The organism is Corynebacterium sp. MSK310 (assembly GCF_030227355.1).
Taxonomy (GTDB): Bacteria; Actinomycetota; Actinomycetes; order Mycobacteriales; family Mycobacteriaceae; genus Corynebacterium; species Corynebacterium rhinophilum.
This window is the reverse complement of sequence record NZ_JASPFZ010000009.1, coordinates 1-21,872: the sequence shown is the minus strand read 5'-3', so window position 1 is coordinate 21,872 and position 21,872 is coordinate 1. Positions and strand designations below refer to the sequence as shown.

Genomic DNA, 21,872 nt, shown 5'->3' with positions numbered 1-21,872 from the left:
TGTGTGCTAGATTAATGAGTCTATAAAGCCAGTATTCGCAAGGAGACCGCCAAGCTATGACGAGCCCGTATGACCGTGAGCAACCAGAAGGAAACTATGGTTCCAACCAATTCCCTGGCCAGAATCAGCCGTATTACTCCCAGGATTTCCAATCCGGTGGTTATGCGCCGCAGGGCTATCCGCAGCAACAATATGTAGCTGCAGGTAACCAGAAGTCTTGGGTTGCTACCTTGCTCCTGTGCTTCTTCTTGGGCAGCGTCGGTGCGCATAACTTCTACACCGGCCGCACCACCTATGCCATTGTGCAGTTATCGCTCAATATCATCGGCTGGTTTACCTTCTGGTTCCTGTTGGGCATCCTCTTCTGGGCCGTGCTGGGAATCTGGGTACTCGTTGAGTTCTTCATGATTCTTCTTGGTGCGGGTGATTATGACAAGGACGCGCGCGGAGTTCCCCTTCAGAAATAATCGATTGCGCCAAGGCCCTGCCGGATTTCTGGCAGGGTTTTGTCATGCCTAAGGTGCGACACGGCCAGTAATTGGACCACGGTAGGGTAGAGCCTATGAATTTAGACTTTGACTCCGCCTTTACCGAACGCACTCCGCGCATTGTTAACGCGGCGAAATTGCACCGCGCTGCTAACCGCAAGAAGGCTAAGCAGTTCATTATCGAGGGCGAAAATGCCGTGGACGCTGCGGTGTCTACGGGTGCGGCCACGGATGTATTTGTGACGGAAAAGGCCGCGGAACGCTTCGCGGACATCGTCACGGCCTGCGGGTATATGGATGTCTACGTCCACCCCATTACAGATAAGGCCGCAAAGCACCTGGCCGATACCGCGACAACTACGGGAATTTTTGCCCTGTGCAGTTCCTCGGTCTTGTGGTCTGCAGGAAAGATTCTCAATGGTAAGCCGAATTTGATTTCGGTGCCGGTGCTTACCTCGGAGCCCGGAAACGCGGGTACGTTGATTAGGACTTCGGATGCGATGGGCGCTGATGGCGTGATCTTCGCTGGCGAGACCGTTGACCCCTTAGGCAGCAAGGTTGCCCGCGCTTCGGCCGGCTCCTTATTCCACGTCCCGGTTGCGCGCGATCCCAATATCAAGGACGTTCTCGGCCAATTGCGCAAGTCTGGCGTGCAAATCGTCGCGACGGCCGCAGATGGGGAAGTAGAGCTTGCCGATGCCGACCTCACCCAACCCACCGCCTGGCTCTTTGGCAATGAAGCCCACGGGTTGGGCGAGCTGCTTGAAGAGGCCGATATGCGGGTGCGCATCCCGCTGCGAGGTCGTGCTGAGTCGCTCAACCTTGCCACCGCGGCCAGCATCTGCTTGTACGAGTCCGCTAAGGCACAGGAACAGAACTAGGCCCCAATCGCGTTTGTCCGCGGTAGCGAATGAAAAAGGGGTCCCTGGGGCTGCCCGTGTCCTAGTGACAGAGTAAGATTGCACGCGTTAGTTTTCGCGCGAGAAGAAGGTACGAAGTACGTGTCCGATACACCGCAGATCGAATTGACCGAACAGGCCCTCGGGGCCGCGGCCGATAAGGCTATCGCAGCCTTCGAAGCAGCAGAGACGCTAGAGGATCTCACCGCTGCCCGCCGCGAGCACTTAGGCGATAACGGGTATATCCCGCAAGCCCGCCAATCCCTCGGCCAAATCCCTAAGGATCAGCGCAAATCCGCCGGCAAGGCCGTGAATATGGCCCGCGGCAAGATGGAAAAGCGTTTTGCGCAGGTCAAGGAGGAATTGGAGCAGCAGGCGCGCGAGGCCCAGCTGAAGGCCGAAACCGTCGACGTGACGATTCCTACGACTCGAGCGCAAACAGGTGCACTGCACCCCATTACCTCCTTATCGGAGCGCATCGCCGATATTTTCGTTGGCATGGGGTGGGAAATCGCCGATGGTCCAGAAATCGAAGCAGAGTACTTTAACTTCGATGCCCTGAACTTCAAGCCGGATCACCCAGCGCGCACCCTGCAGGATACGTTCCACGTGGGCAAGGAAGGCTCCAAGCAGGTTCTGCGCACGCACACGTCGCCTGTTCAGGTGCGCACGATGCTCGAGCGCGATGTGCCCCTGTACATCGCCTGCCCGGGGCGCGTTTTCCGTACGGACGAGCTGGACGCTACTCACACCCCGGTATTCCACCAGGTGGAGGGCCTCGCCGTGGATAAGGGCCTGACCATGGCTCATCTGCGCGGAACGCTCGAGCACTTGGCCAAGGTGCTCTTCGGCCCCGAAACCACGACGCGCATGCGCGTTAATTATTTCCCCTTTACGGAGCCTTCTGCGGAGGTAGATGTCTGGTTCCCCAATAAAAAGGGCGGCGCCGGCTGGATCGAATGGGGCGGTTGCGGAATGGTCAATCCCAACGTGCTGCGCGCGGTAGGTGTTGATCCGGAAGAATATACGGGTTTTGCCTTCGGCATGGGCCTAGAGCGCACCCTGCAATTCCGCAATGGACTGACCGATATGCGCGACATGGTTGAAGGCGATGTCCGATTCACCCTGCCCTTTGGCGTACAGGCTTAAAACCCAGAAAGGATAGATACATCATGCTTATTTCCCAAGACTGGGTTACCCGTATCCTTGGCGCTTCCAATCCGAACTGGAGCGTGTCTGCTGCCGATATGGATTCCGGTTTCGTCCGTGTGGGCTTTGAAACCGAAGGATATGAGCCTATCCCTGAGACTACTGGTCCATTGGTCATTGGCCAGGTTGTAGAAATTGAAGAGCTCACGCAGTTCAAAAAGCCCATTCGGTACTGCCAGGTCAACGTCGGCCAGGCCAATGGCACCGGTGAATTGCAGGGCATTATCTGCGGTGCGCGCAACTTCCGGTTGCACGACTATGTCGTAGTTTCCCTGCCGGGCGCAGAGTTGCCCGGTGGCTTCAAAATCGCTGCGCGCGAAACTTATGATCACATCTCCAACGGCATGATGTGCTCCGCTGCGGAGCTGGGCTTTGGCGCGCAGGCAAACGGCATCATCGTGCTCGGTGATGAGGTCGCGGACATGGTGGGCGAAGATGCTCGTCCAATCATCGGTCTGTCCGATACCGACTTTGACGTCAATATCACCCCAGACCGCGGCTACGCACTATCTGCGCGTGGCTTAAGCCGCGAGATCGCCTCTGCCTTTGATCTGGAGTTTAAGGACGTCGCCGACGATCCAGCGGTCGCCGGAATCGATACCTCTGCTGTGCCAGCGGCCGAAGGATCGCTTCTCAATATCGATCTCCGCGAGGAAACCAAGGCGCAGCGATTTGGCGTGCGCAAGGTAAGCGGCATCGATCCGCAGGCACGCACTCCTTTTTGGATGGAACGCGAACTCATGCTGTCCGGCCAGCGCAGCGTCAATGTGGCAACGGATGTGACCAACTACGTCATGTTGCTGTTGGGCGCCCCGATGCATGCCTTCGATGCCAATGAAATCGCGGGTGACCTTACGGTTCGCAATGCACAAGAAGGCGAAAAGTTCGAGACTCTCGATCACGTCACTCGCGAACTCGCTGGTGAGGACGTGGTCATCTGTGATGACAACGGCATTCAATCCCTAGCCGGTGTTATGGGCGGTACGAGTTCAGAGATTTCTGACCAGACCACCGATGTCTACTTCGAGTCCGCAATCTGGGATCCCATTACCGTGGCCCGCACTTCTCGCCGGCACAAGCTTTCTTCTGAGGCATCGCGCCGGTTTGAGCGCGGCGTCGATCCGGCTATCGTCGAGGTGGCCCTCAACATAGCGTGTGCATTGTTGCACTCCATTGCGGGCGGAACGATTGAAAAGGGTCGCACCCTCGTTGGTGAGGTAACTCAGCCACAGGCCATCCGTTTGCGTGCGGAAAAGCCGAGCGAATACGCCGGCGTGGAGTACTCCCGCGAGACCGTTATCTCCCGTCTAGAAGAGGTCGGTTGCTCCGTCGAAGCAGAATCGGATTCGGTACTTAAAGTCACGCCCGCGACCTGGCGCACCGATATTTCCATGGACGTTGACCTCATCGAGGAGGTCTTACGCCTTGAAGGCTTGGAAGATATCCCCACCGTTCTGCCCACGCCGGCAGGCGGTCGCGGTTTGACCCCAGCGCAAAAGCGCCGCCGCGCCATCGGCCACGGTTTGGCATATGCGGGCTATGCCGAGGTTTTGCCCACGCCGTTTATCGCGAACGACACCTTTGATGTGTGGGGCCTTGGCTCTGACGATGCCCGCCGCAATACCGTGGCAGTGCAGAACCCGTTGGAGTCTGACAAAGCCATCTTGGCCACGACCTTGCTTCCCGCAACGCTTGAGGCTTTGGGCCGCAACGTAGCTCGCGGCCGCAAGGATCTGGCGCTGTTTGGCCTCCAGCAGGTGGCATTCAAGCGCGCAGAATCGTCTCCTATGCCCTCCGTGGCCCAGCGCCCTGGCGATGAAGTTGTGGAAGAACTCCTGCGCACGCTTCCGGAGCAGCCCTTGCACGTGGCAACCGTCGCTACGGGCAAGATGGAACACGAGGGCCCGTGGGGCGAAGGCCGAGATTACACCTATGCGGATGCCATTGAATCCGCACGTCTGGTTGCCCGCGCCGCGGGCCTTGATATCGAGGTCGAGGCCGCGCAACACCTGCCGTGGCACCCAGGCCGGTGTGCCGCAATCAAGGTGGCAGGAACAGATGACATCGTGGGCTACGCTGGCGAATTGCACCCCCAGGTTCTTGAGGCGCTCAGCTTGCCGCCGCGCACGTGTGCGATGGAGTTTAATATCACGGCTTTGCCGCTGACTGAACGCTTCCCGGCGCCGGTATTGTCGGCATTCCCAGCCTTGCACCAAGACATCGCGCTGGTGGTGGATGAAGATATCCCAGCGGAAAAGGTGCGCGCCACGGTGGAAGAGGGAGCCGGCGATCTCATCGAGTCGGTCGACCTCTTCGATATTTTCCGCGGTGAGCAATTGGGCGAAGGCAAGAAGTCCTTGGCCTTCCAGCTGCAATTCCGCGCTGCGGACCGTACCTTGACCGATGAGGAGGTCAACGAGCACCGCACGACGGCCGCCGAATTGGCCAAGCAGCGATTCGGCGCAGAAATGCGAGCATAGGGCAGACCCAGTAGTCCAGTCCTTTCCATTAAAAGGCGAAGATCCTGAGTCCGGTGGCGCATAGGTCACTTGGGCACTGGGTCTTCGCCGTTCTGCGTTTTCATGCAACGTACTAATTACTTTCATGCCCTTTGACCTTGGAAAAGTAACCCAATTCACTGAATAACATACAGTAGAGCGTATTTCTTGCTATAGTTTCCGGTATGACGATTTCAGTAGCAGTGGCAGGGGCCACTGGGTACGCCGGCGGAGAGATTCTGCGCCTGCTGCTATCCCACCCTGCCTATCATTCCGGTGACCTGCGTATTGGTTCCTTGACGGGAAATTCCCAAGTAGGCCAGCGCGTCGCAGAAATTATGCCGCATCTCCCGCAACTGGCAGATCGCGTCATTGCTGACACCACGCCCGAAGAACTTGTAGGACACGACGTCGTCTTCTTGGGCTTGCCGCATGGACACTCGTCGCGGCTCGCGGAGCAATTGGGAGATGAGGTCACGATCATCGATTGCGCCGCCGACTTTCGGCTCCGTAAGGAAAGCGATTGGAAAGCCTATTACGGCGGGAACTATGCGGGGCAGTGGCCGTACGGTATCCCGGAAATCCCGGAAAACAGGTCAAACCTTAAAGGCACAAACCGGGTAGCCGTGCCCGGATGTTTCCCCACGGCCATTACCTTGGGGACGCTGCCCGCTATTGCGCGAGGGCTAGTGGAATCCGCCCTTTCCGTTATTGCTGTTACCGGCGTCTCCGGAGCGGGAAAGAAGGCTTCCGTCGCGCAATTGGGCGCAGAGACCATGGGAAACGTCAAGGCCTATAAACCAGGCGGCACCCATCGGCATACCCCGGAAATCGTGCAGAACCTGCAACCGTTTTCCCACGATGAGGTGTCCGTGAGTTTTACCCCGGTGCTTGCGCCCATGCCCCGTGGGATTCTGGCGACGATTACGGCGGAGTTGAAAGGGGGTATCGGCAAGCAGCAGGTGCGCACCGCATTCGAGGAATTCTATGCCGATGAACGCTTCTGCCTCGTGCTGCCAGAAGGCCAGCAACCGGAAACCCAGAACGTGGTGGGCACAAACATGGTGCATATCCAAGCCCATGTTGATGAAAATTCCCACCGCCTCATCATCACCGCGGCGCTAGACAATTTGTGCAAGGGTACCGCCGGTGCCGCCGTGCAATGTATGAACCTTGCGCTGGGATGGACAGAAACTTTGGGATTGCCCCAAGCCGCAGTCGCCCCGTAGGGCTGCGCATTACTTAGAGGAGAATTTGATGACTACACCAGGAATCACAGGACCCGCCGGATTTAGCGCCGGCGCGGTAAAGGCCGGAATCAAGCCCTCCGGAAAAGCGGATTTGGCTTTGCTTGTAAACGAGGGCCCTCGCTCGGACGCGGCGGCGGTGTTCACGCGCAACCGCGTGGTGGCTTCCCCCGTTAAGGTCTCCCGCGAGGCCGTAGCGGATGGCCAGTTGCGTGCTGTAGTCATCAACTCCGGCAATGCCAATGCGTGCAATGGCGCGCAAGGCGATGCCGATGCGCGCGCCATGGTGGACGCCGTATCTCATAGCACGGACATCGCCGTGAAGGATATTGCCATTTGTTCTACCGGGCTCATCGGTGAGCCGCTACCTATGGACAATGCGCTTGCAGGCATCGCGGATGTTATAAACCACGTGGGTACGACTCCACAGCACGGCAATGACGCCGCCACAGCCATTATGACCACGGACACCGTTCCCAAGGAATCCGGTTTTGCTGGCGATGGATGGTCCGTGGGCGCTATGGGCAAGGGCGTTGGCATGATGGCGCCTTCGCTGGCCACGATGTTGGTGTGCATTACTACTGATGCCGTCGCCGACGCGGCGATGCTGCGGAGCTCGCTGGAAAAGGCCTGCGCACAGACTTTTAATACCTTGGATGTGGACGGTTCAACCTCTACCAATGACACCGTGATCGTCATGTCTTCTGGGGCCTCCGGCGTGCAGCCCAGCGAAGAAGAGTTGGACCAGGCAATCCTAGAGGTCTGCGCGGATATTGCGGATCAGCTTCAAGCCGATGCTGAGGGAGTGACAAAGCGCGTAAAGATCACCGTTGAAGGTACGGGCTCTGATGAGCAGGCGCTCAATGCCGCTCGCACCCTGGGCCGGGATAATTTATTCAAGTGCGCCATGTTCGGCTCCGATCCCAACTGGGGCAGGGTACTGGCCGCCGTCGGCATGGCAGATGCAGACATGGACCCCGACAATATCTCCGTCTACTTCAATGACCAGCCGGTATGTGTGCACTCGACGGGCGCGCCTGGAGCCCGCGATGTGGACTTGAGCGGGGTGGATATTGATGTCCGCGTGGATCTCGGCACGGGTGGCGAGGGCACGGCGTTCGTTCGCACTACGGACCTGTCCTACTCCTACGTTGAGATCAATTCGGCGTATAGCTCCTAGGAGGAGAAATGTTTCCCGGACTGAATAATCAAGAACGCGCTACGGTGCTGGCTGAAGCCCTGCCGTGGCTGCAACACTTCCGCGATAAAATCGTCGTCGTCAAGTATGGTGGCAACGCCATGGTGGATGAGGAACTCAAGGAAGCCTTTGCGGCGGATATGGTGTTTCTGCGCACCATCGGAGCAAAGCCCGTTGTCGTCCACGGCGGTGGCCCGCAGATCAATTCCATGCTGGATAAGCTCGGCATCGAAGGCGAATTTAAGGGCGGTTTCCGCGTCACCTCGCCCGAAATCATGGACGTGGTGCGGATGGTCCTTTTTGGCCAAGTCGGCCGCGGATTGGTGAATCTCATTAACTCGCACGGGCCCTACGCCGTGGGCACAAGTGGCGAAGACGCTGGGCTTTTCCGCGCCACCAAGCGGTTTGTGGACGTAGAAGGGGAGGCAACCGATATCGGGATGGTGGGCGATATCGTGGAGGTCAACCCGGCAGCCGTCAATGACATCATCGAAGCTGGCCGCATCCCGGTGGTCTCAACTATCGCGCCAGGAACCGATGGCGAGGTGTATAACATCAACGCCGATAGCGCCGCGGGTGCGCTAGCGAGCGCACTGGGAGCAGAACGCCTTGTCATCTTGACCAACGTGGAAGGCCTTTATACCGACTGGCCGAATAAAGATTCCCTAGTCTCCAAAATCGAAAGCGATGAGCTTACCGGACTGCTTCCTGGCTTGAGCTCCGGCATGATTCCCAAAATGGAATCCTGTCTCAATGCCGTGCAGGGCGGGGTATCCGCCGCGCACGTCATCGACGGCCGAATAGGCCATTCCGTGCTCCTTGAGCTTTTAACCCCAGGCGGCATTGGAACGATGGTCCTGCCCGATGATTACGAAAAGCACGATTATCCCGAAGGCACAGTGTTCAGGAAGGACGATATCGCATGAGCACGCAAGAAACATTAACCGGCCGGTGGTCAGAAACGCTGGCCAATACCTATGGCCAGCCGCTACTCGGCCTGGTCTCCGGAAAGGGGTCCACGCTTACCGATGAAAACGGGAAAACCTACATTGACCTGCTGGCCGGCATCGCCGTGAATTCCTTGGGCTATGGCAATGCGGAGGTAGCAGATGCTGTTGCCAAGCAAAGCCGCACCCTTGTGCATACCTCCAATCTTTTTGCCACCCAACCCGTGCTCGACGCCGGGGCAAAGCTGATTGAACGGGTGGGCGATAGTGAGGCGCGCGTATTTTTCTGCAACTCCGGCTCAGAGGCAAACGAGGCGGCATTCAAGCTAGCGCGGCTGACCGGTAGGCGGCGCATCCTTGCTGCGCACCATGGTTTTCACGGGCGCACGATGGGCTCTTTGGCCATGACTGGGCAGCCCGATAAGCAAAAGGCATTCCGCCCACTGCCTAGCGGCGTGGAGTTTTACCCTTACGGCGATATCGACTACCTGCGCCAGTTGGTGGAGCAAGATGCCGCGGATACCGCCGCCATTATCTTCGAGCCTATTCAGGGCGAGACCGGAGTCATTCCTGCCCCTGCCGGGTTTATGCGGGCGGTTTCTGATTTATGCGATGAACACGGCATTTTGCTCATCGTCGATGAGGTCCAAGCCGGAGCAGGGCGCACGGGGCAATTCTTTGCTCACGAGCTTGAGGTAATTTCCCCCGATGTCATCACCATGGCCAAGGGCCTCGGCGCCGGATTGCCCATCGGCGCCACCATCACCCGCGGTCGCGCGAAGGACTTATTCCAGCCAGGTTCCCACGGGACCACCTTTGGCGGAAACCCCGTGGCGTGTGCTGCGGCCAATGTTGTCCTTGATGCCCTCGATGAGAAGTTCTTGAATGAGGTCTCCGCAAAGGGCGAGGATTTAACGCAGCAAGTCAAGAAGATTTCCGGAGTCAGCGACGTGCGCGGCCGCGGTCTTATGCTAGGTGTTGTATTAAATGCACCGGTGGCTCGCGAGGCCGTCAAGCGTGGATTTGAGCAGGGGATTATCCTTAATGCCCCGAGCGAGAACGTCTTGCGCCTTACTCCGCCACTGGTCATTTCCCAGCAGGAAATTGATACTGCCCTAGAAAAGCTACGCACCGTTGTGGAGGAATTAGTATGAGCTTGCGCCATTTCTTAGCCGATGATGACCTCAGCCCGGAGGAACAAAAAGAAGTCCTCGATCTCGCGGTTAAGCTCAAGGCCGATCCGTTCGCTCGGCGCCCGTTGGAGGGACCAAAGACGGTAGCCGTCCTCTTTGATAAGACATCTACGCGTACCCGCTTTTCTTTTGAAACCGGAATTGCGCATATGGGCGGCAGCGCCATTACTGTTGATTCTTCGGGCACACAGATGGGCAAGGGCGAGTCCTACCAGGATACGGGCGCGGTCTTGTCCCGCTACGTGGAGGCCATCGTCTGGCGCACCTATGCCCACGATAACCTGGAACAGATGGCGGAGACTTCCACGGTCCCGTTGGTCAATGCTCTGTCTGATGACCTGCATCCCTGCCAAATCTTGGCTGATCTTCTGACCTGCCGGGAAAACTTTGGCGATCTTGCTGGCCGCAAGGCGGTCTACCTTGGCGACGGCAATAATAATATGGCCAATTCTTATATGATTGGCTTTGCTACCGCTGGCATGGATATTTCCATCATTTCGCCGGAGGGGTTCCATCCTCGTCCCGAATTTGTCGAGCGCGCACGGCAGCGCGGCAACGTCACGGTTACCGATGACGTTGCGGAAGTAGCCGGCGCCGATGTAGTCATAACGGATACTTGGGTGTCTATGGGCCAGGAAAACGATGGGCAGGACAGGCGCACTCCGTTTTTGCCATATCAGGTCTCTAAAGATGTGATGGCAAAGGCAAAGCAAGACGCGATTTTCTTGCACTGCCTGCCGGCCTATCGTGGCAACGAGGTGACCGCAGAGGTCATCGACGGGCCGCAATCCCGAGTATTCGATGAGGCGGAAAACCGCCTGCATGCCCAAAAGGCACTGCTGGTGTGGCTGCTCGATATTAATAAGGAGAACCGCTAGCGATGAGCACCCCGAGCACTCGAACCGCCCGGCAGGCAAAGATCTTGGAAATTTTGGATCGCAATCGTGTCACGAGCCAGGTGCAATTATCGGAGCTCTTGTTGGCAGAAGGCATCGATATCACGCAGGCCACGCTGTCGCGGGATCTTGATGAGCTGGGAGCGAAGAAGGTCAAGCGAGACGGTGGGCGCTCGTACTATATGGTCGCGGGCGAGCTGGAACAATTCGAAGATCAGGTGGGCGGACCGCGCGAGAAGTTGCGGCGCATGTTGGATGAATTGGTGGTCTCCCACGATTCTTCGATGAATATCGCGATGTTGCGCACGCCGGCGGGCGCAGCGCAGTACCTCGCCAGCTTTATCGATCGCGTGGGCCTGCACGATGTAGTGGGGTGCATCGCCGGTGATGACACCATCTTTGTGCTGGCACGCGAGGGGGTTACCGGTGCGGAATTGGCGGAAAGGCTGAAGGCACAGAAGATTTAAAGAATAGTGGCATTCTCACACCCGCTCGTATATTATTTAACTAACCGAATTTTTTTCAATTATTGAAGGAGTCTTAGCATGTCTGCACGCGTAGTCTTGGCCTATTCCGGTGGCCTCGATACCTCGGTAGCCATTCCATACCTGGCAAAGATGACCGGCGGCGACGTTGTTGCCGTCTCCCTTGACTTGGGTCAGGGCGGCGAGGATATGGAGTCCGTACGCCAGCGCGCGCTCGATTGCGGTGCGGTGGAGTCCATCGTTATCGATGCCAAAGATGAGTTTGCGGAGCAATACTGCGTGCCCACCATTAAGGCGAATGGCATGTACATGAAGCAGTACCCGCTGGTATCTGCCATTTCCCGCCCGCTGATTACCAAGCACCTCGTGAAGGCAGCGCAGGAGCACGGCGGAACGCACGTTTCCCACGGTTGTACCGGTAAGGGCAATGACCAGGTGCGCTTTGAGGTGTCCTTCCGCGCCCAGGATCCATCGCTAGAGATCGTCGCCCCAGCGCGCGATTATGCATGGACCCGCGATAAGGCCATCGATTTTGCAGAAGAGATTAACCTGCCCATTGAGCAATCGGCGGCCTCGCCATTTTCCATCGACCAGAACCTGTGGGGCCGTGCGGTAGAAACCGGCTTCCTGGAGGATTTGTGGAACCCGCCGACAAAGGATCTCTACGCATATACGGAAGACCCGGGCCTGGGCAATGCTCCGGATGAGATTATCATTTCCTTTGAGAAGGGTGTTCCAGTTGCGGTCGATGGCAAGAAGCTGACCCCGCTGCAGGTCATCGAAGAGGTCAATCGCCGCGCTGGTGCCCAGGGAATCGGCCGCCTGGACATGGTAGAGGACCGGTTGGTGGGCATTAAGTCCCGCGAGGTCTACGAGGCACCGGGTGCCATGGTGCTCATCCAGGCCCATGAGGCGCTGGAGGATGTCACCGTGGAGCGCGAGCTGGCGCGCTACAAGCGCCTGACGGATGCACGGTGGTCCGAGGAGGTTTACGACGGCCTGTGGCACTCGCCGCTCAAGCGTTCTCTGGATGCCTTCATCGAGGAGTCCCAGGAGAACGTCACCGGCGATATCCGCCTGAGCCTGCAGGCAGGTACCGCGACCGTCACCGGCCGCCGCTCCGGACAGTCGCTGTACTCCTTCGATTTGGCTACCTACGACACCGGCGATACCTTCGACCAGACCGCTGCAAAGGGCTTTGTCCAGTTGCACGGCTTGTCCACCCAGATTTCCAACCAGCGTGACCGCGAGGGTGGTTTCCCCACCAGCGCAGAAAAATAGGCACCGATGGAACCACACAAGACTAACGAAGGCGCGCTCTGGGGCGGCCGGTTCTCCGGCGGCCCTTCCGAGGCGATGTTCGCCCTTTCGGTTTCCACCCATTTTGACTGGGTGCTTGCCCCTTACGACGTACTCGCCTCGAAGGCGCATGCCAAGGTGCTGCACAAGGCAGGGCTGCTTTCCGATGCCGACCTAGACACCATGCTTTCCGGACTCACCGAGCTCGGGGAAAAGGTAGCTTCGGGCGAATTTGTGCCAGCACCCACCGACGAAGATGTGCACGGCGCCATGGAGCGCGGCCTCATAGACATCGTTGGGCCCGAGGTAGGCGGCCGCCTGCGCGCGGGACGTTCCCGCAATGACCAAGTTGCCACGCTCTTTCGCATGTGGGTGCGCGATGCCATCCGCGATACGACCCTGCAAGTCTCCGAGCTTGTCGATGCCCTAGCGGATCAAGCCGCCGCGCATCCCGAGGCCATCATGCCGGGCAAGACGCACTCCCAGGCCGCGCAGCCCATCTTGCTTGCCCACGAATTGTTGGGTCATGCCCAACCGCTGCTGCGCGATATTCAACGCTTGCAGGACTTGGATAAGCGGCTAGCCGTATCCCCGTATGGCTCGGGTGCGCTCGCAGGTTCCTCCCTGCAGCTTGACCCAGAAGCCATCGCCGCAGAGCTCGGATTTGATTCCGCTGCGGAAAACTCCCTGGATGGCACCGCATCTCGCGATTTTGCCTCGGAAACGGCCTTTGTGCTGGCGCAGATCGCAGTGGACATGTCCCGGCTGGCAGAAGAGATCGTCTACTGGTGCACCCCGGAATACGGCTACGTCACCTTGGATGATGCTTGGTCTACGGGTTCATCCATCATGCCGCAGAAAAAGAACCCGGATATCCCGGAACTTACCCGCGGCAAGACTGGTCGCCTGATTGGCAATCTCACTGGGTTGCTATCCACGCTCAAGGCACAGCCGCTGGCCTATAACCGCGACCTGCAAGAAGACAAAGAACCCATCGTGGACTCGGTGGCGCAGCTCAATTTGTTGCTGCCATCGATGACCGGGCTCGTGTCCACCCTGTTCTTTAATGAGGACAGGATGGGCGAGTTGGCACCACGCGGATTCACCTTGGCCACCGACCTAGCAGAGTGGATGGTTCGCCAAGGCGTGCCCTTCCGCGAAGCACACGAAGCTTCCGGCGCGTGCGTACGCATCGCCGAAGAGCGGGGAGTGGACCTGGTGGATCTCACTGACGAGGAACTTAGGGGCGTCGACAAGCGGCTGACCCCAGAGGTGCGCGCGGTCCTGACCATTGATGGTGCGGTCGCTTCCCGCACAACCAAGGGCGGGACCGCCGGCGTTCGCGTTGCTGAACAGCGCGAAACCGTCCGCGAACATGCCGCCGCGGCGCGTAAGTGGGCTACCAAGCCAGTGCGCACGCAGAACTAGAAGGGCGACAGACAAGGTCCCTGGCTTATCTAGAAGATAAAAATGCCCTCATCAATGAGAGGAAGGCATTCCATGAGACGTTGCGGGCTGGCCCTTTATGCCGCCTGCGACGTTGTGCAACGTGATGCCGCGCCGTTCGGCATCCTCGGCGAAAGCTGAGATGAAGCTGGCCGAGCGCTTGCCGGAGGCGCAGTACACCCACGCTTCGCTAAGCCCCTCGGCCTGCAGGGAATCGAGGAGGCAGCGCGCTGCCTCTGGATCTTCCAGCCACACGGAGGTTGGTAAGTGGTAATGCTTGGCAGTGGAGTCAAAGAAGAAATCATCGATGGCGGCTTCACTGATTTCGCGCACATCGATGGCCGCGGCGCCATCGCGTAGCTTGTCGAAGATCTCGGCATCGGTATCATCGTCCTCCGGCACGGCACAAGCTCCGCCACCGTAGTCATGCTGCAACTGGGTGGTTAGTTCGCGTGCTGGGTCGCGGGGCACGCGGAAGTGGTCGATGGAGGCGGTTAGGGCATTGTAGATGCTTAACAGGCCCACCCGCTCGCGGTTCATGCCCGTTGCGAACTGGATCAGCTCGGTGGACATCAGGCCCGCGACCACGCTGGTGGTCACACCCAGCACGCCGGCGGTGGCGCAATCAGGCACGGAATCGGGGTCGGGCTGCAGGGGATAGAGGTCGCGCATGCCCACGCCCGACTCGGCGCCGGGCCCGGACCACCACACTGCGCAGTCGCCCCGAAAACGCAGCACCGAGCCCCATACCAGCGGGGTGCCCGTGATCTCCGCGGCATCGGCTGCTAGGAACTTGGTGGTAAACGTGTCGGAACCATCCACTAGGATGTCCACCCCGCGGAGGTAGTCCACGGCATTGTCAGCAGTAAGTCGGTCGCGAATCGCATGCACCACGATGCCGGGCTGCAGTTGCTGGAGCTTTTCGGCTGCGACGTCCACCTTGGGCCTTCCCACATCGTGGGCGGCAAATAGAATCTGGCGGTGGATATTGCTCAGATCCACCGTGTCGTCGTCGATCACAGAGATCTCACCCACGCCGGCGGCAGCCAGCTGCTGCATCAGGGGACAGCCCAAACCACCAGCGCCGATGACGAAGACGTGGGTGGAGTGCAGCGCCTCTTGCTGGGCGATGCCGAAGCCAGGCAACAGCGTTTGGCGGGCAACCCTGTGCAACTCTTCGCGGGGCAGTTGGCTCATTACAGGACCTTGTCTTCCCAGCTAGCCAAGCCTTCAAACGATGACGATGCTACGGCGTGCTGTCGCTTTGGAATGCGGCCGGCTTGGCGGGCCAACCGGCCGCCTTCCACGGCGTATTTCATTGCAGTGGCCATTGCCAGGGGATCCTGGCAGCGGTTGATAGCGCTGGCGAGCAGAACGCCGTCGCAGCCCAGCTCCATGGCCAGTGCAGCATCGGAGGCCGTGCCCACACCGGCATCCAGCAGTACGGGCACGTGGGTACGCGAACAGATCAGCTCAATATTGTGCGGATTCAGGATGCCTAGGCCCGTGCCGATGGGCGAGCCCAAAGGCATCACCGCATCCACACCCACGTCTTCTAGCCGCTTGGCGATGACCGGATCTTCGCTCGTGTATGCCAGCACCACGAATCCTTCAGCGGCCAGCATTTCGCAAGCATCTACCAGCTCGACGACGTCCGGCAGAAGCGTGCGATCATCCGCGATAACCTCCACCTTCACCCAATTGGTGCCCAGCGCCTCGCGGGCTAGCTTGGCGGTGGTTACGGCATCGCGGGCGGTGCGGCAGCCCGCAGTGTTGGGCAGCACGTCAATGTTCAACCGTCGTAAGAGCTCGAAGATGGATTCCCCACCTGCACTCGTGGCACTGTGCCGACGCATGGCCACCGTGGTGAGCTCCGTACCGCTGGCAACCAGGGACTGTTCCAACATAGCCTGGCTGCTGGCACCGCCGGTTCCCATTACTAGGTGCGAATCGAATTGTTTATCTGCGATAGTAAGCATGGTTAAAGCTCCTAACCGCCCTGCACGGCGGTGAGGATATCCAGCTCATCGCCGTTGGTGACTTCATAAGACCAGTTGCTGGCTGGAACGACATCGCCATTGACGGCTACGGCCACGCCTTTCGGCGCGGCATCGCCAGTTTCTGCTTCTACGACGGCGGTCACGGTGATGTGCCTATCGCTGCTGCGGGGTTCTCCATTAACCGTATATTTCATGGTGCGTATTCCTTTCTTTTGTGGGCTATCGGGCGTGGCGTAGTGGATCGCAGGCCGAGATGTCCAACCCCGGGGACGTACCTAGCCCCAACTGGGCACCTACCTTAGCCCCGAAGGCGGACAACAGGATTCCGTGGCGGAAGTATCCGGTAGAGACCACTAGCCCGTCGCGTACTTTGCCCAGGTAGGGAAGGTCATCGGGGGTGCCAGGCCGGGCTCCAACGATCGCTTCGATGAATTCGCATTCCTCCAGCCCAGGAACCACCCGGATGGCATCGCGCAGCAGTGTGTACACACCGTCTACGGCGGGCCCCTTGCGGTTGTCTTCGCGGCTGGTCGCCCCGACGGCGATGGTGCCATCGGTGCGGGGGATGACATACACTGGCCGGTCCTCCACGAATGCGCGCACCACTCGGGTGAGCGGCTCGCCGCTGGTGTGCACTAGTTCTTCCGGTACCCGCAGCCGCAGCATGTCGCCGTACACCGGCCGAAGTGCCAGGGGATTGGCGCCCTCGAACCAGCCGTCCACCTCCTTGGACCCCAGCCCGTTGCAGAGGTAGATCATGTCGGCGGTGAGTACCCGGGCATCGGCAAGCTGCACATTTTGCCCGTCGATGCGCGTTGCTGCAGTGGACATAAATCGAACCCCGGCTCGCTGTAGATACTCCAAAAGGCACGCGCTGAACATGCGCGGGTTGATTTGATGATCGCCCGGGATTTCCACCGCGGCCGCCAGCTGGGGACTTAGGCCCGGTTCTAGCTTTCGGGCTTGCCGTAGTGGCAGCGCGTGGGCATCCATGCCGTGTTTCTGCTGCAGCGCCAGCAGCTCGCGGACGTGCACGCCATCGGCGCGGTCGGCACCTACGACCAGGGTGGATTCGCTGCGGTGGCCGGTCGGTGCGGTGGTTTTGGCCCCCAACCTGGCCAGCAGGTCAGGGAACATCTCGCCCGAAGCCACCATCAGCGGGTACAGCGGTTCTTGCCGGTATTGCACCTCCGCAACCGGAGCCAGCATGCCACCGGCTACGAATGTGGCACCGCTAATCGGCTGGGGATCTACCACCACAATTTGCCGTGGGTCCACGCCCGCCTCCAGCAGCTCGAATGCGGTGGTCAGCCCGATGATTCCCGCGCCGATTATGGCGTGCTCGGTATCATTCATGAGAACCGTTTGCTGGGTCCGTATTTGCCCGATCGAAGGCATCGACAACCGTGGTCGCCAGCGCAGCTGGATCGTCGGAGTCCATAAAAGCACGCACAATCGCCACTCCAGCCACACCGGTTTTGGCCAGTGCTTCAGCGTCGGTGGCCTGCACGTCTCCAATAGCCACCACCGGAACTGCCGAAGCCGCCACGAGTGGGGGATAGCCTTCCAATCCCAGCGGGGTGCGGCCGGAGGACTTCGTCGGCGTGGGGCGGAAGGGGCCGGCTCCGATGTAGTCGATCACATCGGCGTATTCGTTAGCAGCCTGTACGAGCTCTAGGGTGCCCGTAGTCAGCCCGATGATCGCATCCTCGCCAAGGATTCGCCGCGCCAGGCGCGGGTCCAAGTCGTCTTGTCCAATGTGCACGCCGTGGATATGGTGTTCGCCCATCAGGGCGGCCGCTACGTCCACTCGGTCATCGATAAGCACTCGCGTTGCCGGATTGGCTTTTTCTACTGCTGCGGCAACGTCGATGGCCAGGGCGGTCAAATCGCGCACGCTGATGGGCTTGCTGCGAACTTGAATCACGCCCGCACCACCTGCCGCTGCTGCCGCGGCAACCTGTACGACCTTTTCCTGCGGTGCGCCCGTGACGTGGTAGCACCGCAGGTCCAATAGGTTAGCGCTCACTGTACGCGGCTGCTTCCTTTTCCAAGTCCTCGGCTACTTCTTTGGCCTCGCTGCGGTTCAGGTACAGCTTGGAACCCGCGCGGCGGAATTCTTCGGCCATTTCTTCTTCGCCTTCGGCATTAGTGACACCCGCTTCGTCCACGCTCTGGCGGCCGAAGCCCGGCAAGCCGAGGTCCTTGACCAGCGATTGCTCCTGGTCGGTGGCCAGAGCCTCATCGATCTTCTCGCCGAATGCGTCGCGGATGTCCTGGCTAATGCGCATGGAGCAGAACTTGGGTCCACACATCGAGCAGAAGTGGGCGGTCTTTGCCGGCTCCGCAGGCAGGGTTTCGTCGTGGTAGGACTGAGCGGTATCCGGATCCAGGGACAGGGCGAACTGGTCGTGCCAGCGGAACTCGAAGCGCGCCTTGCTCATCGCATCGTCCCACTCGTGGGCGCCGGGGTGGCCCTTGGCGACGTCCGCGGCGTGCGCCGAGACCTTGTAGGTGATCACGCCGGTCTTCACGTCGTCCTTATTCGGCAGGCCGAGGTGCTCCTTCGGGGTGACGTAGCACAGCATTGCGGTACCACCCATGGCGATATTGGCCGCACCGATGGCGGAAGTGATGTGGTCGTAACCGGGAGCAATGTCGGTGACCAGCGGTCCCAGGGTGTAGAACGGTGCACCGCCGCACCATTCCTGCTCCTTTTCGTTGTTGACCTGCACCATGTTTAGCGGCACGTGGCCTGGGCCTTCGACCATGACCTGCACGTCGTATTCCCAGGCACGGTGGGTCAGCTCGCCGATGGTCTTTAGCTCGGCGAACTGGGCTGCGTCGTTGGCGTCGGCGATGGAGCCGGGGCGCAGGCCGTCGCCCAGAGAGAACGCGACGTCGTATTTGGCGAAGATCTCGCACAGCTCGTCGAAGTTCTCATAGAGGAAGGATTCCTTGTGGTGTGCCAGGCACCAGCCAGCCATGATGGAACCGCCGCGGGAGACGATGCCGGTCACGCGCTTGGTAGTCAGCGGCACGAAGGGCAGGCGCACGCCGGCGTGGATCGTCATGTAGTCCACGCCCTGCTCGCACTGCTCGATCACGGTATCGCGGAAGATTTCCCAGGTCAGGTCCTCGGCCACCCCGTCGACCTTCTCGAGTGCCTGGTAGATCGGCACGGTACCGATCGGCACCGGCGAGTTACGCATGATCCACTCGCGGGTGGTGTGAATGTCGTTACCGGTGGATAGATCCATCACGGTATCTGCGCCCCAGCGGGTAGCCCAGCGCAGCTTGTCTACCTCTTCGCGGATAGAGGAGGTCACAGCGGAGTTACCGATGTTGGCGTTGATCTTCGTGTTGAAGGCATTGCCGATGATCATCGGCTCGGACTCCGGGTGGTTGATGTTGTTCGGGATGATCGCTTTACCGGAGGCAACCTGCTCGCGCACCTTTTCTACGTCACAGTGCTCGCGCAGTGCGACGTATTCCATCTCCGGGGTGATAACACCCTGGCGGGCGTAGTGCATCTGGGTTACGCGCTTGCCTTCCTTGGCTCGCAGCGTCTCGCGGCTTATACCCTTCCACTCATCGCTGGCCTCGCCGCGCTTGAGGGCGCGGTTACCGTCGTCCAATAGGTTGCGGCGTCGCCCCTCGTAGGCCTCCACATCGCCGCGAGCTTCGATCCACTCGCTGCGCAGGGCTTCTAGCCCCTCGGTCGGCTCGGCCCACGGGCCGCGGGTGCGGTAGAGCTTCTGCGGTGCATTCGGTCCCGTCGGGGAATCATCCAGCTGCACCTCGGTCTCCGGCACCTGCAGGGTGAAGGTCTTACCGAAGGATTCCACCTGCTTCTCGATGGGGGCGAAGCTGTGCTTCGGGTGGATTTCCGCACCATATTCGTCGTTCGGAATGGTGGTACGGGTGTGTTGGGTAGACGTATCCGTCATAAATGACTCTCCTCATTCTTCCTTCGCTGGTTCTAACCAGGCAGGTTCTAGCGGTACTCGCGCGGGCATACAGCGCGATCTCAGCTCGATACCTCGAGCGCCCGTGTTCGGTTGCACCTTCCACTGTAACGCACACCACCCGAGAGTGAAGTTATGGGGCAGGTGGGTCACCGAGGGGGCATCGGCAAGCAACACCCAGGGAGTCACTCGGTGGGATGTCTGGGGCAGGGGCTAGACTAAGCAGCATGATTGATCAGAAGCTCCTAGAGATCCTCGTGTGCCCAATCGACAGGCAACCGCTGGAGGATCACGGTGACTATTTGGTGAACCCCAGGCTGAGCAAGGCCTATCCGGTGCAGGATGGCATCCCGGTGCTGCTGGTCGACGAGGCCACGGACTGGCCCGGCGAGTACCACCCATTGGCTGCGGATAAGTAGAACCGCACGCCCTGCAAAGAAATAACCCCAAAAAGAACAAATAAAAGGGAACACCTTCGTATGAGCAACACCACGAACATCATCGACGAACTGCAATGGCGCGGGCTGATCAACCAGTCCACGGACTTGGAGGCGCTGAAGGAAGCCACAGAGAACCCGATCAGCTTGTACTGCGGTTTCGATCCGACGGGCAGCTCGCTGCATGCGGGCCACCTGGTGCCGCTGATTATGCTGAAGCGCTTCCAGCAATTCGGTCACCGTCCAATCGCGTTGGCTGGTGGAGCCACGGGAATGATTGGTGACCCGCGCGATGTCGGCGAGCGCTCCATGCTCTCGGAAGAGCAGATCGCAGAGAACATGCAGGCAATCAAGACCCAACTTGAGGCTTTCGTGGACTTCACCGATTCGGGCGAGGTTACAAGCCCAGCGGTGATGGTCAATAACGCCGACTGGACCAGTCAGATCAACGTCATTGAATACCTGCGCGACATTGGTAAGAACTTCTCGCTCAACACCATGCTGGACCGCGATACCGTTAAGCGGCGCTTGGAATCCGACGGCATTTCTTACACCGAGTTTTCCTACATGCTGCTGCAGGCGAACGACTTTGCGCACCTGCACAACGAGTACGACTGTGTGCTGCAGATTGGCGGTGGCGACCAGTGGGGCAACATCGTTTCCGGCGTGGATCTCAACCGCCGCGTAAACGGTGTGAAGGTGCACGGCTTGACGGTACCGCTGGTGACAGATGCCGAGGGCAATAAGTTTGGTAAATCCACCGGCGGCGGCAAACTGTGGCTAGATCCAGAGCTGACCAGCCCGTACTCCTGGTACCAATACTTCATCAATGCCGGTGATGCCGTTGTTATCGATTACCTGCGTTGGTTTACCTTCCTAAACCAAGAAGAGATCGCGGAACTGGAGCGCAAGGTAGAGCAGGAACCCCACAAGCGTGAGGCGCAACGCGTGTTGGCGCGGGAGATGACCACCTTGGTGCACGGCGCGCAGGCCACCGAAGCAGTGGAGCTGGCTTCCCAGGCACTGTTCGGCAGGGCAGAACTGCAGGATCTGGACGAGTCCACGCTGTCTTCTGCATTGCAGGAAACCGAGGTGGTTGAGGTCAGCAGGCAGGCCACCATCCTGGACTTGTTGGTTGAGTCGGGATTGGAGAAATCAAAGGGTGCCGCGCGCCGCACTGTGGGTGAAGGTGGCGCGTACGTGAATAACCAGCGCATCGAGGACATCGAGTGGTCCCCGTCTTCCCAAGACCTGCTGCATGGCTCTTGGCTGGTGTTACGTAAGGGCAAGAAGCGTTTCGCCGGGGCACGGGTTGTGAATCCTTCCTAGTGACGGCGCCCTGGCTGTTAACTGATCCCTTGGTAATTGCGGTTTTACGCTTTTGCCAGGGGATTTGTGCGTTTCTTGGAGTGGGGTGTAGGTTTATCCAAGTCGCCGAGAGGTAGCCGGTTGGTTACTTTTTAGTGACTTTTTGTACTGACTTGGCTCAAGGATTTGACTTGGTTCAGGTTGTTGGGTAAGTTAGTACGAGCCGCCGATGAGAGGTTAACGTTTGGTTAATTTTCTTGTGGTGTGTGGATGTTGCTTGAGAACTCAATAGTGTGCCAATGTACTTATTTTTTATTTTTGTGTGCATGGTTGTGTGTTGATTGGTCTGTTGGC

The 21,872-nt window shown here is 59.2% G+C and carries 20 protein-coding genes; 14 read left to right on the top strand and 6 right to left on the bottom strand.

The window, feature by feature from the left end; translation table 11 throughout:
• The first annotated feature begins 56 nt into the window (after positions 1-56).
• From QP891_RS07690 to argH, 12 genes are all read left to right on the top strand, one after another.
• Entirely contained in the window at positions 57-467 is a 411-nt protein-coding gene (locus QP891_RS07690; RefSeq protein WP_284770494.1) for a TM2 domain-containing protein, read from the top strand.
• 95 nt (positions 468-562) lie between these two features.
• Positions 563-1,369 carry a TrmH family RNA methyltransferase gene (locus QP891_RS07685; RefSeq protein WP_284770493.1) on the top strand — a complete coding sequence of 269 codons (807 nt, stop codon included), beginning with the start codon at positions 563-565 and terminating at the stop codon, positions 1,367-1,369.
• Positions 1,370-1,489: 120 nt separating this feature from the next.
• Complete coding sequence (pheS, locus tag QP891_RS07680; RefSeq protein WP_284770492.1) at positions 1,490-2,536, top strand: phenylalanine--tRNA ligase subunit alpha; 1,047 nt, start codon at positions 1,490-1,492, stop codon at positions 2,534-2,536.
• A 23-nt stretch (positions 2,537-2,559) separates the two neighbouring features.
• On the top strand, positions 2,560-5,076 hold the full coding sequence (gene pheT, locus QP891_RS07675) for a phenylalanine--tRNA ligase subunit beta (protein ID WP_284770491.1): 2,517 nt from the start codon (positions 2,560-2,562) through the stop codon (positions 5,074-5,076).
• 203 nt (positions 5,077-5,279) lie between these two features.
• Positions 5,280-6,323: an N-acetyl-gamma-glutamyl-phosphate reductase gene (gene argC / locus QP891_RS07670; protein WP_284770490.1), complete on the top strand. Its 1,044-nt coding sequence runs from the start codon at positions 5,280-5,282 to the stop codon at positions 6,321-6,323.
• A 28-nt stretch (positions 6,324-6,351) separates the two neighbouring features.
• Entirely contained in the window at positions 6,352-7,521 is a 1,170-nt protein-coding gene (argJ, locus tag QP891_RS07665; RefSeq protein ID WP_284770489.1) for a bifunctional glutamate N-acetyltransferase/amino-acid acetyltransferase ArgJ, read from the top strand.
• An 8-nt stretch (positions 7,522-7,529) separates the two neighbouring features.
• A complete protein-coding gene (argB, locus tag QP891_RS07660) occupies positions 7,530-8,465 on the top strand; it encodes an acetylglutamate kinase (protein ID WP_284770488.1) in 936 nt (311 codons plus the stop codon).
• Positions 8,462-9,640, top strand: a complete 1,179-nt coding sequence (locus QP891_RS07655) for an acetylornithine transaminase (protein ID WP_284770487.1) — start codon at positions 8,462-8,464, stop codon at positions 9,638-9,640. The genes argB and QP891_RS07655 overlap by 4 nt, the downstream gene beginning before the upstream one ends.
• On the top strand, positions 9,637-10,557 hold the full coding sequence (argF, locus tag QP891_RS07650) for an ornithine carbamoyltransferase (RefSeq protein ID WP_284770486.1): 921 nt from the start codon (positions 9,637-9,639) through the stop codon (positions 10,555-10,557). Before QP891_RS07655 ends, argF begins: the two co-directional genes overlap by 4 nt.
• A 2-nt stretch (positions 10,558-10,559) precedes the next feature.
• Positions 10,560-11,042, top strand: a complete 483-nt coding sequence (locus QP891_RS07645; protein ID WP_284770485.1) for an arginine repressor — start codon at positions 10,560-10,562, stop codon at positions 11,040-11,042.
• Positions 11,043-11,120: 78 nt separating this feature from the next.
• Positions 11,121-12,341 carry an argininosuccinate synthase gene (locus QP891_RS07640; protein WP_284770484.1) on the top strand — a complete coding sequence of 407 codons (1,221 nt, stop codon included), beginning with the start codon at positions 11,121-11,123 and terminating at the stop codon, positions 12,339-12,341.
• A 6-nt stretch (positions 12,342-12,347) separates the two neighbouring features.
• On the top strand, positions 12,348-13,787 hold the full coding sequence (gene argH, locus QP891_RS07635) for an argininosuccinate lyase (RefSeq protein WP_284770483.1): 1,440 nt from the start codon (positions 12,348-12,350) through the stop codon (positions 13,785-13,787).
• A gap of 51 nt (positions 13,788-13,838) precedes the next feature.
• Here argH and QP891_RS07630 read toward each other — a convergent pair whose 3' ends face one another.
• From QP891_RS07630 to thiC, 6 genes are read right to left on the bottom strand one after another with little or no spacing between them, the layout of a single operon-like run.
• Positions 13,839-15,002: a ThiF family adenylyltransferase gene (locus tag QP891_RS07630; RefSeq protein WP_284770482.1), complete on the bottom strand. Its 1,164-nt coding sequence runs from the start codon at positions 15,000-15,002 to the stop codon at positions 13,839-13,841.
• The gene (locus QP891_RS07625; RefSeq protein WP_284770481.1) at positions 15,002-15,784 is read right to left on the bottom strand and encodes a thiazole synthase; all 783 of its coding nucleotides are present in this window, start codon (positions 15,782-15,784) and stop codon (positions 15,002-15,004) included. The genes QP891_RS07630 and QP891_RS07625 overlap by 1 nt, the downstream gene beginning before the upstream one ends.
• Positions 15,785-15,795: 11 nt before the next feature.
• Positions 15,796-15,999: a sulfur carrier protein ThiS gene (gene thiS / locus QP891_RS07620; protein ID WP_284770480.1), complete on the bottom strand. Its 204-nt coding sequence runs from the start codon at positions 15,997-15,999 to the stop codon at positions 15,796-15,798.
• 25 nt (positions 16,000-16,024) lie between these two features.
• Complete coding sequence (gene thiO / locus QP891_RS07615) at positions 16,025-17,161, bottom strand: glycine oxidase ThiO (RefSeq protein ID WP_284770479.1); 1,137 nt, start codon at positions 17,159-17,161, stop codon at positions 16,025-16,027.
• Complete coding sequence (locus tag QP891_RS07610) at positions 17,154-17,834, bottom strand: thiamine phosphate synthase (protein ID WP_284770478.1); 681 nt, start codon at positions 17,832-17,834, stop codon at positions 17,154-17,156. Before QP891_RS07610 ends, thiO begins: the two co-directional genes overlap by 8 nt.
• The gene (gene thiC, locus QP891_RS07605) at positions 17,824-19,755 is read right to left on the bottom strand and encodes a phosphomethylpyrimidine synthase ThiC (RefSeq protein WP_284770477.1); all 1,932 of its coding nucleotides are present in this window, start codon (positions 19,753-19,755) and stop codon (positions 17,824-17,826) included. The genes QP891_RS07610 and thiC overlap by 11 nt, the downstream gene beginning before the upstream one ends.
• Positions 19,756-20,000: 245 nt before the next feature.
• Here thiC and QP891_RS07600 point away from each other — a divergent pair, with 245 nt between their 5' ends.
• Positions 20,001-20,192 (top strand): Trm112 family protein, encoded by a 192-nt coding sequence (locus tag QP891_RS07600; protein WP_284770476.1) that lies wholly within the window; start codon positions 20,001-20,003, stop codon positions 20,190-20,192.
• Between the two features lie 60 nt (positions 20,193-20,252).
• A complete protein-coding gene (gene tyrS, locus QP891_RS07595) occupies positions 20,253-21,539 on the top strand; it encodes a tyrosine--tRNA ligase (protein ID WP_284770475.1) in 1,287 nt (428 codons plus the stop codon).
• Positions 21,540-21,872: the final 333 nt, after the last annotated feature.